The 16,970-nt window shown below is 61.3% G+C and carries 17 protein-coding genes; 8 read left to right on the top strand and 9 right to left on the bottom strand.

Annotated features, from left to right (window positions below; genetic code table 11):
* Positions 1-47: 47 nt before the first annotated feature.
* From FIU94_RS04535 to FIU94_RS04550, 4 genes are all read right to left on the bottom strand, one after another.
* Positions 48-1,433: an IS1182 family transposase gene (locus tag FIU94_RS04535; RefSeq protein WP_152464641.1), complete on the bottom strand. Its 1,386-nt coding sequence runs from the start codon at positions 1,431-1,433 to the stop codon at positions 48-50.
* 550 nt (positions 1,434-1,983) lie between these two features.
* A complete protein-coding gene (locus tag FIU94_RS04540) occupies positions 1,984-3,261 on the bottom strand; it encodes a hypothetical protein (protein ID WP_152464642.1) in 1,278 nt (425 codons plus the stop codon).
* Between the two features lie 288 nt (positions 3,262-3,549).
* Positions 3,550-4,053, bottom strand: coding sequence for a prepilin peptidase (locus FIU94_RS04545; RefSeq protein ID WP_152464643.1), 504 nt, complete (start codon positions 4,051-4,053; stop codon positions 3,550-3,552).
* A complete protein-coding gene (locus FIU94_RS04550; protein ID WP_152464644.1) occupies positions 4,050-4,901 on the bottom strand; it encodes a helix-turn-helix transcriptional regulator in 852 nt (283 codons plus the stop codon). Before FIU94_RS04550 ends, FIU94_RS04545 begins: the two co-directional genes overlap by 4 nt.
* 335 nt (positions 4,902-5,236) lie before the next feature.
* Here FIU94_RS04550 and FIU94_RS04555 point away from each other — a divergent pair, with 335 nt between their 5' ends.
* From FIU94_RS04555 to FIU94_RS04585, 8 genes are all read left to right on the top strand, one after another.
* A complete protein-coding gene (locus FIU94_RS04555) occupies positions 5,237-5,437 on the top strand; it encodes a Flp family type IVb pilin (protein WP_152464645.1) in 201 nt (66 codons plus the stop codon).
* A gap of 117 nt (positions 5,438-5,554) precedes the next feature.
* Positions 5,555-7,015 (top strand): Tad domain-containing protein, encoded by a 1,461-nt coding sequence (locus FIU94_RS04560; RefSeq protein ID WP_152464646.1) that lies wholly within the window; start codon positions 5,555-5,557, stop codon positions 7,013-7,015.
* Positions 7,012-7,497 carry a TadE/TadG family type IV pilus assembly protein gene (locus tag FIU94_RS20840; RefSeq protein ID WP_172975844.1) on the top strand — a complete coding sequence of 162 codons (486 nt, stop codon included), beginning with the start codon at positions 7,012-7,014 and terminating at the stop codon, positions 7,495-7,497. Before FIU94_RS04560 ends, FIU94_RS20840 begins: the two co-directional genes overlap by 4 nt.
* The gene (locus FIU94_RS20845) at positions 7,494-8,120 is read left to right on the top strand and encodes a TadE/TadG family type IV pilus assembly protein (RefSeq protein ID WP_172975845.1); all 627 of its coding nucleotides are present in this window, start codon (positions 7,494-7,496) and stop codon (positions 8,118-8,120) included. The genes FIU94_RS20840 and FIU94_RS20845 overlap by 4 nt, the downstream gene beginning before the upstream one ends.
* Before the next feature lie 9 nt (positions 8,121-8,129).
* A complete protein-coding gene (locus FIU94_RS04570) occupies positions 8,130-9,410 on the top strand; it encodes an AAA family ATPase (RefSeq protein ID WP_152464648.1) in 1,281 nt (426 codons plus the stop codon).
* Positions 9,411-9,414: 4 nt separating this feature from the next.
* Positions 9,415-10,818: a CpaF family protein gene (locus FIU94_RS04575; protein ID WP_152464649.1), complete on the top strand. Its 1,404-nt coding sequence runs from the start codon at positions 9,415-9,417 to the stop codon at positions 10,816-10,818.
* Positions 10,818-11,780 carry a type II secretion system F family protein gene (locus FIU94_RS04580; protein ID WP_152464650.1) on the top strand — a complete coding sequence of 321 codons (963 nt, stop codon included), beginning with the start codon at positions 10,818-10,820 and terminating at the stop codon, positions 11,778-11,780. The genes FIU94_RS04575 and FIU94_RS04580 overlap by 1 nt, the downstream gene beginning before the upstream one ends.
* An 8-nt stretch (positions 11,781-11,788) precedes the next feature.
* Entirely contained in the window at positions 11,789-12,772 is a 984-nt protein-coding gene (locus tag FIU94_RS04585; protein ID WP_152464651.1) for a type II secretion system F family protein, read from the top strand.
* An 18-nt stretch (positions 12,773-12,790) separates the two neighbouring features.
* Here FIU94_RS04585 and gspD read toward each other — a convergent pair whose 3' ends face one another.
* Genes gspD through gspG form a run of 5 tightly spaced genes read right to left on the bottom strand, consistent with a single transcriptional unit; the run spans position 12,791 to position 16,923 of the window.
* Complete coding sequence (gene gspD, locus FIU94_RS04590; protein ID WP_152464652.1) at positions 12,791-14,737, bottom strand: type II secretion system secretin GspD; 1,947 nt, start codon at positions 14,735-14,737, stop codon at positions 12,791-12,793.
* Positions 14,734-15,591 (bottom strand): type II secretion system protein N, encoded by an 858-nt coding sequence (locus FIU94_RS04595; protein ID WP_152464653.1) that lies wholly within the window; start codon positions 15,589-15,591, stop codon positions 14,734-14,736. The genes gspD and FIU94_RS04595 overlap by 4 nt, the downstream gene beginning before the upstream one ends.
* Entirely contained in the window at positions 15,588-15,962 is a 375-nt protein-coding gene (gene gspI / locus FIU94_RS04600) for a type II secretion system minor pseudopilin GspI (RefSeq protein ID WP_152464654.1), read from the bottom strand. Before gspI ends, FIU94_RS04595 begins: the two co-directional genes overlap by 4 nt.
* Positions 15,959-16,435, bottom strand: coding sequence for a prepilin-type N-terminal cleavage/methylation domain-containing protein (locus FIU94_RS04605; protein ID WP_152464655.1), 477 nt, complete (start codon positions 16,433-16,435; stop codon positions 15,959-15,961). The genes gspI and FIU94_RS04605 overlap by 4 nt, the downstream gene beginning before the upstream one ends.
* Positions 16,432-16,923, bottom strand: a complete 492-nt coding sequence (gene gspG / locus FIU94_RS04610) for a type II secretion system major pseudopilin GspG (RefSeq protein ID WP_302848712.1) — start codon at positions 16,921-16,923, stop codon at positions 16,432-16,434. Before gspG ends, FIU94_RS04605 begins: the two co-directional genes overlap by 4 nt.
* Positions 16,924-16,970 lie beyond the last annotated feature (47 nt).

Consider the following 16,970-nt stretch of genomic DNA (forward strand, 5'->3'; position numbering starts at 1 on the left):
CGAGCGCAGAATTCTGGCATCCGAAAGCGGCGCAAGCGCCTTACCTGTCAGGCTGTCCGCACTTGCTGCGGTGCAGGAAATATCTTGGCCAGTTTCCTGAGGTTTTGGGCGGTGGCGGCGAGGAGGAATTCGTCCTTTGCCCCGCATGGACCACGTAATCGGAGCCTGTTCAGGCCGAGGATGCGCTTGAGGTGGGCGAATAGCATTTCGACCTTCTTCCTCAGCTTCATCGAGATCACGTATTGCTCGGTTTTCGCAATGTCGCGGGCAACCTGGCGGGCGTCTTCATGTTCCTCGCGGGTGATCGACCGGAAGTCCATGTTGGGACAGCAACGCGACTTCGAGGGGCAGGCCTGGCAGGTGTGCTTCAGGCACCGGTATTTGGCGACGCCCTTGCCGGTCGGCCCGCGGTTCGGATCGGAGTAGTTCCGGCGGAATTGCTTCAGTTCGTGGCCTTCCGGGCAGATGTATTGATTGTTCTCGGCATCCCACTCAAAGTCGGCCCGGGTCCAGGTCCCGTCGCTGCGCCCCGACTTGTCGAAGACAGGGATGTGCGGGGCAATTTTGCGGTCAACCAGCCATCCTAACATCGGCGCGGTGCCATAGGCCGTGTCCGCGATCAGGCGCTCTGGGTGCAAGTCGAACTTGGCCTTCACCCGCTCAAGCATGGTCTTCGTCGATCCGACCTCGGCCTGACGGATCGACCTCGTGGCCTCCACGTCCACAATCACGCCATGGTCCGTATCGATCAGGTAATTGTCGGAATAGCTGAAGAAAGCCGGACCTTTACGGGCCGCCGTCCACTGGCTGGCCGGGTCGGAATGCGAGGTAAACTTGGGCTGCACCTCGCTGGCCGCGCCAAAGGCGACTTCGTCCAGGGTCTCCAGATACTCACGGACGGCCCGGGGCGCGTCGGCAGGGTCGATCTGCCCGGCGTCCCAATCCTCTTTCGGCGTCGAGTTCTGCTTGTTGGCATCCGCTTCGATCAGACTTGCGTCGACCGCCATGCGCTGCCCGCTGACCAGGCCCTCAGCGATGCACCGTGCGACCGTCACCTCGAACAGATGGCGCAGCAACTCGCTGTCCCGGAACCGCCCGTGTCTATTCTTGGAAAATGTCGAGTGATCGGGAACTCGGTCGGCGAGGTCGAGGCGGCAAAACCAGCGATATGCCAGGTTCAAATGCACCTCTTCGCACAGCCGCCGCTCCGACCGGATGCCGAAGCAATAGCCGACCAGCAGCATCCGGATCAGCAACTCGGGATCGACCGAGGGGCGGCCCGTGTGACTGTAGAACTCTGCAAGATGGGCACGGATACTGCTCAGGTCGACGAAGCGGTCGATGGACCGAAGCAGGTGATCTTGCGGGACGTGATCTTCCAGCGAGAACTCGTAGAACAACGCCGGCTGCGCTTCCTGCCTCGGTCCCATCATCGCCATTCCTCCCGCCCAATGTCGGAATTGAATCAGCAGGATGCCCATCGATCAAGCGTGAGTTTTTCAACAAAATACGCCCTTTCGGTAATTCTCCTCCCAGAAATCGCGCCGCAAAGCTGTACAAAGGCCGAGGTGACACTCACGACACCTTTTCAATGCGTTCTTGTGGCCCACGAATTTCATCGAGAAGAAGAGCGTAGTGGAACCGAAAGACTCGTAAACAGACTGAAATTCTTGCTGGTAGCTTTTAGATGTGGCTGATGTGTGTGGTAGACGCGTGTAGTTTTTCACACTGGCATCAAGAGTTCACATCAAAAATCAACATTTTGGGCGACTTTTTGCTTGTTGAAGGAGGCTCAGGGATGCTCCGTCGCGTCTTAAAGCGTGAGTCCACAATCAGGTCCACACATTCGATTTACACCTATTTACCTTGTTGATATCATTAAAATTATAATTGCACATAGGTCCTCTCCTGGGCACCACTTCCCTCAGAAATAGTCATGTAGATCATCTTGATATTCATAGAGCCGAACCCGCGGCTCACCATTTAATCCACTTCTGGTTCCAACCGTTTCGAACCCGTTTCCTCTAAAGCCAATAGTGCAGCAAGAGATGCTGGAAGCTGGTATGCATCATTCATTCTGTCAAATTCCTGCCCGTACTCCAGGTAGATATCCAAAAACTTCGAATTAAGCTGAGGATTTACATATGTATGGACCTTGTCCGCCCATGGTTCGTACCAATGCTGCGGTATATAGAGCCTTTGCTTCGGCAAATGACCTCGCTGCGACAGTAGGAAAATGCAATGTCTCATTTCGCGTACAATGACTTCCCTATTATTTCGAAAGCCAAACTGTCGCTCTTCGTTTTTTCGATTTGCTCTCACAAACCGCCTTACGAGCGACTTGAACAATTCTGTAGAGCAATGATCAGTGTAATCAATTCCATGAATCGCTTTGATCAGCGAGATGTGCAGGTTCTTTTCCTTGGGAGCATCCTTTTCTGTACTGTATTGACCCCGGTATAGATCGGGATATCGCTCAGACAGGATCCGCTGAGTAATGTTATACGGGAGTACGGATTGAGGTGCGTGAAGCTCCGTCGAAGTACCCAAGGACTTGAGCAAAGCGTTGAGGCGTTTGAGAGCGAAGGGTGACCCGTACGAAGAATATCGGTGCAAGGGGCGGTTTAGATGCGCCTCTCCCAACCCACTTCCATGATAGATATTGTTTGGTAATTCCATCATGGCGGGCAGCATTCTCGACGTGAGGCGTTTACCAATCGTCTCGATCGACCGGACATTCTGCAGGCCCTCAATCAGCCTCGATGAATTTGCGCTAACGATTTTTGGCGAAAGCCCAAGCTCTCTCAAAGTTCCGAGCATCAAACGGCTGTCTTTGCCTCCTCCCATCGTAACTATGTTGCCACCCAGTGAGGTGTCGAAGTTCAATTCGGTTCTTTCGGTTGTTACTCTGATATCAAAACCGAGTTGCGGTCCTATTGCTTCAAAATACGCGGCAACCCTATCTGAAACCGCAAAATCGAAAGAAAACTCAACCAAACCAGAGAATTTACCAAAGACTGGTCCGCCTATGTTGGTCAACTCAAGAAGAGGGTATAGTCCATCCCAAATCGGATGATGTTTGATGGCACCAGCCGGATCTTGGAATCCGAAAGTGTAGTCTTCCGACCCTTGTTCCCAGCTCACGTTCGCAAGAAATTTGTAGGTATCAGGCGTTTTCCGAGGCTTATGAACAAAGACTTTGACGGTAGCGCTTGGGTCAATCGGAACAGATCTTTTCTGCTGGTTGATCGCATTTCGCATTTCTGGCCTTTCGTTTCCTAAGGTCTCAAGAGAGGCAATACCGTAAATGATCCGCGTTTCCCCCTAGGCCGCAGCCTTCACCTTCCCACGTCACATAGAACATGATAGCCGCGATGTCTTGTATCGGAGCGGACAACAAACCAAAAAATAGGGTACTCAACCTCTTGGTCGACATAGCTCTGACTGGCTGTGCCTGAAAGGCTATGTAAGAAAACGATCCTTTCAGAGGCACGGCCTCAGCACGTCCGCAGATATGTCTGGCGGGACATCCCGCTCGTGCCGGCGCGATCAGGTGGCAAAGGCCTGTGCGATGCTTTCCCCGAAGGCGACAAAGGCCAGCCCCGCCATGCCGATGCTCAGGCCCAGTGGGTACCGGCTGTGGTCGCGCAGGCTGCGCCAGCGGGTGCGGGTCCGGTCGGTCAAGGCACGCAGCACCATCAGCATCACGACGCCCAGAACGATCCCGACAGAGAAAAGCAGCCCGAAGACTGGCAAGGTCGAGGTCGGAATCAGCAGGGTAAGCGCCGCCATCAGTTTTACATCGCCACCGCCCATGAGGCGCGCCGCGAAGAGCGCCAGTCCGGCTGCAAAAACGACAGACGCCGCCAGCATGCGCCACAGGATCTCGGGCAGCGGCTCTGTCAGCGCCAGTGTCACCCCGGCAACCACCAGGAACAGCCCCACCAGCACATTCGGTATCCGCATCAGACGCAGGTCATACAGGATGACCGCAACCAGAAGGGGCATCACCAGCCAGGCGACCGGAACGGCGATTTGGGAAATCCCGGTCACGCAACCATGCCGTCAGGGTCGTTGATCAGGGCGATCAGCTCTACCTGACCGGCGGTCTGCGTCTTGGAATAGATGTTTCCCAGATGGGTGCGGACCGTCGTCACGGACAGGTTGAGCTCTTCGGCGATGTCCTTGGCCTTTTGTCCGGCGACAAGCAGATGGCAGACGCGCTGCTCGGCCCGACTCAGGCCGCAGGGGTTGTTGCTGCTGAGGATGCCGGAGGACGGCACCTGCGACCCAGAGCTGCGGCTTCTGATATTTGACAGGGTGATCCGGGTGATCAGGCCGGGCGCCCGCATTTTCCAGGCCTCCGCCAGGGCCGCGCTGACCAGAACGGGCGGTATATCCGGATTCAGGCTGGGCACAGTGTCGAATATCATCTCGATGATATCCAGCTCACCCGACCGGTCGGCGAGCACGATCAGGACGACGTTCAGGATGTCATCGCGCGGACCCCACTCTGCGGCGGCATCGCTGTCGGCGAAACCGTCTTCCTTTCGCAGATCGCTGAGGCTCATCATGGTGCCGGGAAAAATCTCTTCGCTTCGGGTGGCCCGAAGATACATGGCCAGCGTGCCCCTGCTTTTTTCCGGTGCAAAGCTCTCGCCGCGTCTGGCGGCGGCGGCGATATGAACGGACCGGCCGTCCTTGTAGCGATAGAACGAGATGTTGCGCGCCGAGGTCTGTCGCGTGAAAATGTTGATCACGTCGTCCAGCGGGGCATGACCTGCGATCGCCGCGTGCCAGTCATTCAGAAGTGCAAAGCACCGCGCGATCCGGTTGTGCGTGTCCGTTGAGTTCGGGAACGGGACGACATCCGTGCGGTCTCTGACAACATGCCTTCGCATTGTTTGATCTCCGATTCTTCGACTGGCTCCGACATGCAGAACCTTTCATCCCATGGACCACCCAAATATGGCGAAAATGGGGAGCCCAAGCTGCAAGTACAGTCGAACCCGGGTCGTTATATATGATGTGGCCTTCTTGCACGCCCGGCCACAAACGGAACGTCGCATCGCCACATTCCGGACCGAACCGCCCTGAAATGGCCCCTAACGCTCATCATGCTGAACGATGTGTTACCAAATCTCTCGCGGTAAATTTCATTTCATCAGCGGCCCAGAACGACAGCGGGTCATAAAGATTACGGTCTGGTTAGGCCAACATACAAGGAACTGAATACATGACGAAGACACTGAAGAAACTGATCACCCGCCTGCAAAGCTGTGATGAGGGCGCGACACTCGTCGAATACGGTATCGCACTGGGCATTGCCGTCAGCGTTGGCGCCGGCGCCCTGCTGACCCTGGGTGGCGACGTCAATACAAAGTTCACCGACGCCAAGGATGCCGTCAACCAGACTGCGCCGGCCGAAGGCGGATAATACCGCGCGGCATATTTTCAGATTGTGAGACGCGCCAATCGGCACCTGTTGGTGTGGCCGGTTGGCGCTGCTCGCCCCTCCGCAAGGAATGTTTAACGATTTAGTACAGGTATCCCAATGCTTCCCACAGCGGCACTCAATGATTTCGGCAAGGACGAGCATGGCGGTGTCCTTCTGCTCTGGGCCGCTTGCGTGGTCATGGTTCTGGGATTTTTCGGCCTGATCTTTGATACGGGTCGCATGGCTGCCACACAGTCTGAGCTGCAATCCTACGCCGACAGCGTCAGCCTGGCCGCCGCGGCAGAGCTTGACGGCAAATCCGACTCGATCAACCGGGCGACCTCTGCCGCCGCGGGGTTGATCACCGATTCACAAACATTTGCCGATGGCGCGCGGGCGCTCGATTTCGCCAACGATGTGACACTGGTGTTCTACAAGCCCGACTCCGACGGTAAATTTCGGCGCGCCGCCGCACTGGAAACCACCAACAGCCACGCGGCCCGTTTCGTCGAGACACGCATCCGCGACCGCGATGTCAGGGCCGCCGTGACGGCCGCATTCAGCTCCCTTACCGGCGAAGAGACCCCGGACAGCACTGTGTCTGCCAGCGCCGTTTCGGGCTTCTCGCTTGAGGCCTGCAATGTGGCACCGGTGGCCATGTGCCTGCCCTCGGTCGACTTCGACGCCGCGTCGAACATCGGCAAGACGCTGGAGCTCAAGCTGGACGTGAACCTCAGCCAGCTGATCCCCGGACAACTGCGTGCCGTCCATACCCTGACCGATTCTCTGGATGGGCTGGAAGTATGCGCGGGCCTTCTGGGCCGCAGCCTGAACGCTTGCCTTCTGGCCGCGCGTCAGCCCGAAACCGCCTGCGCCGGTGGCGGCGGACTGCACCTTACTGCCGATGTCTCGGGCAGCGACCTGAGCAACGCCATCAACACACGCTTTGGCAAATTTCGCGGGATCGCCTCGGGCTTTGCCAACAACCCCGACTTCAGCGCCGCACCGAACATCCTCACCGGCCTTCTGGGCGCCACCGGCCTTTGCCTGCCGATTGGCGACCTGCTGAACCTGGGCAATGACGAAATCGGCCTGCCCACAGACGACTGCTTGGTCAGCGGCGGCTGTTCGGTCAAGGGAAATGGCGTGTGGGAAGCCGGTCGCGCCGCCTATATCGAGGCGCATTACGACGGCGAAGACCCGCACCCCGAGGCGCGGACCCGCTTTGAATTTTATCAGGCCGAGATCGACGCCGCCATCGCGGCCGAATCTGAACCCCTGCTGGGTGCCGTAGGCGGCCTGCTGGGTGGTGTCGTTTCCGAACCGGCGATGTGCGCGCCTCAGCCCAACAAGGACATCAAGCGCCGCCTGATGGTGGTTGCCGGGATCGACTGCCTGTCGGCTGAACTGGATGCCGCCGTCACCGTGCCCCCGGTACAGCAGTTCTTTGAAGTGTTTACCCTAGGCCCTGCCGAGAATGGCCTGCTGAACGTAGAGATTACCGCCTGTCTCGGCGGCGACTGCGGCGGCGGCAACCTGGATACGGAAGTGGTGGATGTGGTGAGGTTGGTCGAATGACAGCCCGATCGCTCATCTTCTGGCGGGACGAAAGCGGCGCGGCGCTGGTAGAATTCGGCATGCTTCTCCCGACGCTGCTGCTCTTTGTCGGGCTTTGCGTCGAAGGCACCCGGACCTACTGGTCCTACCAGACCACCATTACGGGTGTCCGGGACGCCACCCGTTATCTCAGCCGGGTTGTGGACCGCGACATCTGCCAGAACGGCGGGTCGGTCACTGTCTGGAACGACAAGTTGACCGAGATTGTCCGCACCAGCCAGTCAGGCGAGGGCGTTTTTCCGCGCGCCGTGTCGGTCAGCGGTGTCAGCGCCAGCCTGTCCTGCCGCAATTCCGGTCTGCGCGGCGGGGCTACCGGCGTGGCCACCGTAAGCGCCAGCCTGCAGATCGGGGTGCCCTTCGCATCGCTGTTCAGCCTGGCGGGCGTCGATGCGACCTCCGTCAGCACGAATGTGACCGACAGCACGAGGATTCTGGGCCTGTGAAACGCCGTGCATGCATAAACCTGCCCCGGTTCGCCCGAGATGAGGATGGCGCGACGCTGGTCGAATTCGCCGTGGTGCTCAGCATCTTCATTTTCATGATCTTCACGCTGATCGACTTTGCCCGCCTGGGGTTTTCGAATGTGATGGCGGAAAAGGCGACGGAAAAAGCCGTCAGGATGGCTGTCGTGCGCGCACCCGCCTGCCCTGACGTGGCGCGCGTCAACCAGCGCGGCCTGATCGGGGTCGTCTCGCTGGACCTGCCGAACGGTACCTCCTGCGAGGCAAGAAACGGCCTGTGTCAGGACGTTGGTGTCGTGTCCTGCACAGGCACGACCGACAATGCCACCGCCGCCTTCATCTGGGACCGCGTCCGCCCGCTGCTGCCGAACACCGCCCGCCCGGAAAACCTGCGGTTTTCCTATAGCTTCGATCAAAGCCTGAACCGCGTCGCCGCCGCATATGTGCCGGTCGTGACCGTGGAGCTCGTGTCGTTGCGTTTCGATTTCATCTCCCCTCTCGGTGCGCTGGCGGATTTCGCCAGCAACTCAAAGGGCAGCACACTGGGCGAAGGGTTCACCTTTCCCGCCATGAGCGCCTCGTTGCCTGCCGAAACCATCAACTAGGACATCCGCATGACCATTGCCCTTCAAGACATAGAAAAGCAGGTTGCCGCGGCGATCGCGGCGCAGGACCGCCGGGATACGGCCCCGCGCACCAATGTCATCATCGCGGTACAGAACCCCGAGCTTGGCCGCCATCTGAGTGACGAAATGGGCCAGGACCCCAGCGTCGCGGGGACAGTGGTACACGGCCCGCTGGCAGACGTGCTGATGTCCGACGACCTGGAACTGGACCGGATCGACATCATCGCCTTCGAGGTCGGCACTGACGCCGAAGCCGACTTTGCAGCCCTGAAACGGGTCGAGGACATGCTGACCTGTCCGCAGTTCATCGCCGTTTCAACCCGCCCTCTGCCCGACGACATCCGCAACGCGATGCTGGACTGCGGCGTGCATGACATGCTGGTGGTGAAACCGGGGCAGTCCGCAGACCATGCAGAACGCGCACCGCAGGAACCGCCGCGCGACATCCCGTCACCCGCGACCGGCCCGGAAACGACCCTGCCGGAAGAGATCCGCAACGACGGCGACATGGTCGCCGCAGGCCACGGCGATGTGACAGTGATGCTGCGGGCGCGCGGCGGTGCAGGTGCCTCCACCGTGGCCGTGAACCTGGCCGCAGCGATCGCGCAGGAGTCGAAACCGGGCAGCACCGCCCTGGTCGATCTGGATATTCAGAACGGCGCCATTGCCCTGATGCTGGACCTGCCGGATTCGGACCAGGCGACCCGCTTCGTCCGGGGCGACGTGATCCCCGATGCAGCCTTTCTCGACGACGCCATGGCGCGACACGCCAGCGGTTTGGACGTCCTGACCGCGCCGGATGTGTTTGCGCCCCTGTCCGCGATTTCACCCCAGGACATGGTCACGCTGATCTCCGCGCTCAAAACGCGCTACGACAACATCGTCATCGACATGCCCCAGACCATCGTGGATTGGATGGACCCGGTGCTGGCCAATGCATCGCGGGTCCTGGTGGTCAGCGACATGTCGTTGCCGTCCGTCCGGCGGACGCGGCGGCTGATCGACCTGATCGCCGAAGAGCACATGACATTGCCGATCAAGGTTGTAATGAACTTCGAAAAGAAACCCCTGGTCACGACAGAGGCCCACAAGGAGGCGGCCCAGCTCATCGGTCGTCCGCTGATCCATTGGATCCCGGCAGATGCACGGGCGACGAAACGCGCGGTCGACCTTGGCAGGCCGGTGATCATCAGCGGCAAAAGGTCGGGCCCGGCGCGCGCAATGGTTGCGCTGAAAAAGACACTCTTTGCCAGCGCAGCGAGAGGGTAAGCGTATGTTCAAGTCCTTCAACGCCAACAGACCCGCAAGAACGGTGCCCGCCCCGGCACAAACCACTGTGCAGGAGCATCCCGGACATCGCCCCGCGCCGAAGCCCGAAGCGCCGCCCGCTGCCTCGCCTGCCGGTGGTCCCGATAGCAGCCTGAAAAGCGAACTTCACACCCTGTTGCTGGAACAGTTGAACCTGACGGTCCTGGAAAAGGTCAGCAAGGAAGATCTGCGGCGCGAGATTGCCACACTTGCCGCGCAGTATTTTCAGGACCGGGGCCAGCAGCTGCCGTCGGTCGTGTTCCAGACGCTGATGGACGAACTGCTGGACGAAGTGCTGGGTCTTGGCCCGCTGGAACCGCTGCTCGCGGACCCCACGATCAGCGATATTCTGGTGAACGGCACCGACAAGGTCTTTGTCGAGCGCCGCGGTTTGCTGGAGCGGACGAATGTTCATTTCCGCGACGAACGCCACCTGCTGCGCATCATCGACAAGATCGTGTCGAGCGTCGGTCGCCGCATCGACGAAAGCCAGCCCTGGGTCGATGCCCGGCTTGAGGACGGCAGCCGTGTGAACGCGATCATCCGCCCCTGCGCCATCGACGGGCCCAGCCTGTCGATCCGAAAATTCTCGCGCACCCCGCTGCACATGGATAAGCTGCTGGAGCATAACGCCCTGTCCAAACCCGCGGCGAAGTTTCTCGAAGCGGCGGTGAGGGGCCGGATGAACATCCTGATTTCCGGCGGCACCGGGTCCGGCAAGACAACCATGTTGAACGCATTGTCAGCCTTCATCGACCCCCGACACCGCATGGTCACGATCGAGGACGCCGCCGAGCTTCAGCTGCAGCAAGAGCACGTCGTCCGGCTTGAAACGCGCCCGGCAAATGCCGAAGGCAAGGGCCGCATCACCCAGCGCGACCTGCTGATCAACGCTCTGCGGATGCGCCCCGACCGGATCATGGTGGGCGAAGTACGCGGCAACGAAGCCTTTGACATGTTGCAGGCGATGAACACCGGTCACGACGGGTCCATGACCACGATCCACGCCAATACCGCCCGCGACGCGATCAGCCGCCTGGAACAGATGGTCACGATGATCGGCGGGGATTTCCCTATGCAGGCGGTCCGCTCGCAGGTGGCCGCGGGCCTGCAACTGGTGCTGCAGCTCAACCGCCTGTCGGACGGGCGCCGCAAAGTGACCAGCATTTCGGAGATCGTCGGCCTGGAAGGCGACACCGTGATGATGCAGGACATCTTCGTATTCAAGAAGATGGGCGTCGACGACGACGGCAATGTCAGGGGCCGGATGATGGCCACCGGCATACGCCCACACTGCTTCGAGGCGTTGATGTCGTCAGGGGTCGATCTGGCCAGCGACGCGTTCTCGATGATGGAAGAAGTCGCCTGATGCCCAGCGACACGTCCCTTTCCCTGATCTGGTTTCTCGCGGGCGCGGGCTTGCTGATGCTCGCGGTCGTGGCAATCCGGATGATCTTCGCTCCGGAAAACCGGCAGGAACGGACAGCGGCCAAGCGGCTGAAGGGGATGCGACCGCAGACCGGCCACGGCATTGCAGAGGCAATGGTGCGCAAGCAGGTTCAGAGGGCGACAGGTCTCAGGGTGCCCTTTGTCGGCGACCCGGCCCTTCTGGTGCGTCGCGCCGGATTCCAAGGCAGAGAGCCGCTGATCCTCCTGACCGTGGCCCTGCTCGCCCTCGGTCTTGGGATAGCGATTTCCTTGCGGATTAGCCCGATGATCGCCTATCCGGCAGGCGTCGTCATCGCAGTCTGGCTGGTGAAATCCTTCCTCCAGAAGCGCCATGCCAAAAGGGTAGATGCGCTGACCCAACAGCTGCCCGACGCGCTGGACCTGATGATGCGGGGCCTGCGCATCGGCCACCCTGTCAGCGCCACGATCTCCAACGTGGGACGCACAATGGCGGACCCGATCGGCGCCGAGTTTCGCCAGCTGGCAGAGCAGATCAGTCACGGTGATTACCTGACCGACGCCTTCACCGATTTCGCGGATCGGGTGGGCCAGGAGGATGTCGAGTATCTGGCCGTGTCCATCCGCATCCAGCACGGCACTGGCGGCAATCTGGCCGACATGCTGGGGACGTTGTCCAAGGTGGTGCGCGACCGGATCGTCATGCGGCGACGGGTGCGGGCGATTTCGTCCGAAGGGCGCATGTCGGCTTACGTGCTCTCCGCACTTCCGGTGCTGATTTACGTGATCACGTCATACACCGCGCCGGACTACTACGGCGCAATCAGCGATGACCCGATGTACCAGCCCATCGCGATCACGATCATCCTGCTGATCGTGGCTAATTTCCTTGCCCTGCGCAAGCTTGTAACCTTCAAGATCTAGGGCTCTCCATGCATTCCGCCTCTCTTCTCACTGACGCCACGCTCTATGCCTCGCCGCAGACGCTGATCCTGTTTGCGGCGCTGGCGGCCTTTGCGATGCTGCTCTTCGCCGCTGTGGGTTTCGTGCAGACCCGCGACCATTCCGCTTCCCGGATGCGCGCATTGTCCGTCGCGATGAACGACGGTCGATCGACCCTGACAAAGGGCCGCGAATCCGCCCCTCGCGGGTTGAAGAAGGCGCTGATCCCGGAGGACCCGTCGGAGCGCGCGCAGATCCGGTTTCAGCTGGCCAAGGCGGGCTTTGACCGCGCCGATTCGGTCGAGATCTTTTTTCTCGTGCGACTGTGCCTGGCGCTTTTTCCGCCGTTGGCGGTTTTCTCCGCAGTCTTTCTGGCACAGGCTGGCCTGCTGCCCGCGATCCTCGCCGATAAGGTCGAAGCCACGTCCAGACTGCGCCTGCTTCAGATCGCGGCCATCGGTGCCGGTATTGGGTTCTACGGGCCGGGCTTCTGGCTCTACTCCAGGATCAAAGCGCGCAAGGACAAGATTTCCAAGGCATTTCCGAACGCGCTTGACCTCGTGCAGATCTCCGTCGAAGCCGGTCTGGGATTTGACGCCGCGATCAACCGGGTTGGAAACGAGCTGGGCCGGGTGACGCCGGAAATCGCATATGAGTTCCTTTTGCTGCAACTGGAAATCCAGGCCGGACGCGACCGCGAAAGCGCCCTGTTCGACATGGCTGAACGGATGGGCATCGACGAGGCGCGTTCCTTTGCCCTCGTCATCGCCCAGTCCTTGCAGTTCGGCACCAGCCTGACAGTCGCGCTCAAGACCTATGCCATCGAGATGCGGCAGATGCGCGAACTTGCAGCGCAGGAAAAGGCCAACAAGCTGCCGGTGCAGATGTCCGGCGTGATGTCGGTGCTGATGCTGCCCGCGCTGTTCCTGATCACCCTGACGCCGATCATCATCCGCTATATGGCGATCTACTGATCCGCCAGCGCCGTAACTTCAGTAAAGTCCCTCGATCTCCAGCGGCAGCTGGCGGACCTTCTGCTGCTTGAGGATGGTCTTGGGCGGTTCGGTCACATCCGCGGACTTCAGCCGTTGATACCGGCTTTGCGCGGCAGTCTGCACATCGTGCTTGTTGCGCAGGATGGTGGGGCGCAGGAACACGAACAAGGTGCGCTGCGTGTTGCGGGCGTTGCGCGATTTGAACAATTCCCCGACCACGGGAATGTCCCCCAAACCCGGCACCTTGCTGGTGCCGTTGGTACGGTCGTCAGTGATCAACCCGCCCAGTACAACAGTACCGCGATTGTCCGCCATGACGGTCGTGTTGATCACACGGCGGTTCGTGATCAGGTCGGCGGCCCCTTCCACGTTGGTGCCGAGAAGGTTCGATATCTCTTGCTCGATGGTCAGCTGCACCACGCCACCGGCGGTGATGCGTGGCACCACGTTCATGGTGATGCCCACATCCCGCCGTTCAATGGTGGTGAAGGGACTGACCGTGTTGCCATCGGTTGCGAATGTGCCTGTCCGGAAAGGCACGTTCTGCCCCACAACGATGGTTGCCGGTTCGTTGTCCAGCGTCGTGACCGATGGGGTGGACAACAATCGCGCGCGGGTCGACTGGGCCAATGCCTGCACCAATATGCCGAAGTCATTGCCGCCCGCGCCGATCGACAATCCTGTCGACAGGGCAGACCCCTGCGGCACGCCGACCGCCGACAGGATCGCGCCCAGCGACGCGCCGCCGCCATTGTTGAAGGATGTCGCCGCGATGCCGCCGCTGGGAATGTTCGGCCCAAGACCCAGCTGCACGCCCAACCGCTCGGCAACCTCGCCCGAGACCTCGACGATGGCCGCCTCGATCATGACCTGCGGGCGCCGCACATCGAGCGCCTTGATCAGCTGCCCGACCTCCTGCACCTGACGGGCCGTCCCGCGCACGATGATGGAATTCGTTTCGACCGATGCGGTAATGGTCACGGGCTCGGGGTCGGACGCGCGGTCCAGCGCCACGAACCGGCCACCGGCGACCTCTTCGGCCTCGCCCTGATCCTCGGCAACCGGGTTTGTCACATCGGTCACTTCGGTTACGTCGCCCAGGCTGCCCTTGACGATCTCGGTGATGATCGCCGCATCGCCGTACTGCAAATTGAACACGGTGGTCGCGACGCTTGCACGCGGATCGTTCCGCGGTGTCACATCCATGGCCATCGCCAGATCGCGGATCTCCGCGATGTCAGAGGGTGTGCCGCGGACCAGAAGCAGGTTCGACCCGGTATCAACCGACAGCCGCGCACCGGTGCCGGCGGGTCCCAGCACTTCGAGAATGGCATTGCCCACCGTTCCCGCATCGGCAGAACGAAAGCGGATCACCTCGGCCCGCACCTGAACGTCGCCGTCAAAGCTTTGTGCAATGGCGGTGATACGGTCCACGTTGGCGCGGGTATCGGTGATCACGACCGCGTTCGGGTCCTCCACCGCCTCGATATAGCCGCTCTCGGCGATCAGCGGTCGCAGCACCCGGACCGCCTCTGCCGAGGGCAGCCGGTTGAGCCGTAGCATCACGGTGACGAAATCCTGCTCTCCGGCAGACGGGGTTTCCTCCTGAGTCGGGCCGCTGACGGTGCGTGCCTCTCCTTCCGGCACGACCTGCCAGATCGTTCCTGCCTGCACGGCGACGAACCCCCGCACCCGAAGGATGGACTGGAACAGCGACCAGACCCCTTCTCGGTCGAGCGCCTCTGCCGAGACGACGGTGACGTCTCCGGTCAGGCCCGGGTCCAGAACCAGCGTCCGACCCGTGATCTCGGAGATCTGTTCGACAAGGACCGAAATCTCGGCGTCCCGCAGGTTGATCACAAAGGTTTCGTCATCCTGCGCGCGGGCAGGAAGCGCCAGAAGCAGCGTCAGCGCAAAGACGATCAGGGGGCGCAAGACTGTCATTCCAGTGGAAACGACATCACGATAGTTCGGCCGTTCCTCTGGACTTCGATGCGGGCGACACCGGATGCGGCCACCGCATCATACAGCGCGCGGTCCTTTTCCACATCTCCGATGGACTGCCCATTCACACTTGTCACAACATCTCCCGCCTGCAGACCCGCGCGATTGACGCCCGTGTCATGCTCTTCCGCGATCCTATACCCGTTTGGCGTCGGCACCAGACCTATTGTCTCAAGCACCTGAGCCGGGTTCGCCCTGATGCGATCCCGCCACAGGTCGATGTAGTCCTGCGTCGTAACCGGTTCGGCCTTTGCAGCCGCATCCACCCGTTCGCTGATGGTTCCCCCCTGACCGGAGGTCATCAGCGCCGCGAGCCTTTCCGCCCCGGTGGGCATCCGATCTTCTTCGGGACGTTCCGCGCCCTCGAACGTCAGGATGCGCGGCGTGCCCGACACATTCACCGTCACCCGATCCGAAGCGACGGAAATCAGGGTCGCATCCTCCCCCAGCTCATCCCCGGGGCGGTAGTTCGCCTCCTGCCCCTGCACGTCGATCAGGGCAAGCGACCGCGCGGGATCGTCGCGCACGATGACGCCCAGGAGGGTCATCTGAAGCGCGGGCTGCGGCGCGGGTGCCTCCGCTTCGGGCACCGCCGCGCTGCCAAAGGGGGCAAAGGCCAGCGTCTGCCCCAGGTCCAGCGGCGGCCTGGCCGGTACGTCGGGCTGAAGCGGGGGGGACTGTGCGGGAATGACCGCGTGGTGTCCCCGAAGATGCCAGAACACGGGCGCCGCCGCCACGGCCACGCTTGAGATCAGCAGCACGGCCAGTGCCATTCGCAGATGGGTCAGCTTCATGGCAACACCCCCACATCCAGATAACCGTCGAGCACTGCCAGTACCGCATCCGTATCCTCCCGCCCTGCCCGCAGGGTGACACGCTGCAAATCGGGGTCCGAGGTTTCGGACCGTTCGGTCCGGACAAAGAACCTGATGCCGTAAACAGTAAGCTCCGCCCGTTCCTCCGCTGCGGCGGTACCCAGCCGCAACCCGGCCAGATGATATTCCGCCGCCCAGCGCGCGGCAACGCGGTCGGTCACATCGCTGATCCGCGCCGTGTGGCTTTCGGCGGCACCAAGCAACGATACGGCCCCCAGGGCCAGCACCGCCATCGCCACCAGCGCCTCGATCAGGGTAAAGCCCCGGTCAGCCATCCCCGGGCCGCTCATGGCGTGGTCACGCGACGGGCGGTGATGCCGTCGAACAGGATTGCCCCCCGCGCGCCGCCTGCAACCTCCAGCGCCACAAGGGCCGGACCGCCCGCCTGCAGCAACAGATCGGGCGTCACCACCAGACTGCCCCGCCCTTCTTCACCGATACGCATCTCCATGCGGGCGGGCAGCCGGTGCGGGTGTGCCAGCACCGGCACAGGGTGCGGCACCCAGTCGTCGCCTTCGCGCACCTGAAAAGCATAGCCGTCATCCCGCCAGACCAGCGCCGCGCTGGTCCCGCGCAGCACGACTTCGTCCGCCAGGCGGTTCAGGCGGGATATCAGCAAATCCCCCTCGCGTGCCAAAACGTCGTTGCGACCGCCCGCTCCGACGCTGAGCGCTACAGCACTCGCCACCACGCCGATCAGCACAAGGACCACCAGCACCTCTACCAGGGTCACGCCCGTATCAGAGGGGCGCGGGCCAGTCAATTCGTCGCCTGCCGCTGACCGTGCACAATGTCTGCGGCAGTCCCGTCACCCCCCGGCGCCCCGTCAGAGCCGAGCGACACCAGATCGAAGCCGCCTGTATCACCCGGCGACCGGTAGACATAGCCGTTTCCCCAAGGATCGACAGGAACCGAGGGCAGGTAGCCGTCCGCCACCCAGTTCCGCGGTTCCGGCGGCGTGGTGGGTCGTTCTGCAAGTGCTTCCAGTCCCTGCGCGGTGGTCGGGTAATTCTGGTTGTCCAGGCGATAGAGTTCCAGCGCGGAGGCGATGGCCCGAATATCGGTCTGGGCAACTGTAACGCGTGCTTCATCCGGCCGGCCCACGACATTGGGCACGATGATCGCCGCGACCAGCGCAATGATCACCAGAACCACCATCATCTCGATCAGTGTGACACCCGCATCCGGCGGCGCGGCGGATGGTCCAACGCGGCGCCGGGTACGCAGTCTGCCGAAATGCTTGCTCATCATGAAACTGTTTGCCTTCTGATTGCGTGGCTTTCACGATAGTATCTCAA

It is taken from the genome of Sulfitobacter sp. THAF37 (genome assembly GCF_009363555.1).
GTDB lineage: Bacteria > Pseudomonadota > Alphaproteobacteria > Rhodobacterales > Rhodobacteraceae > Sulfitobacter.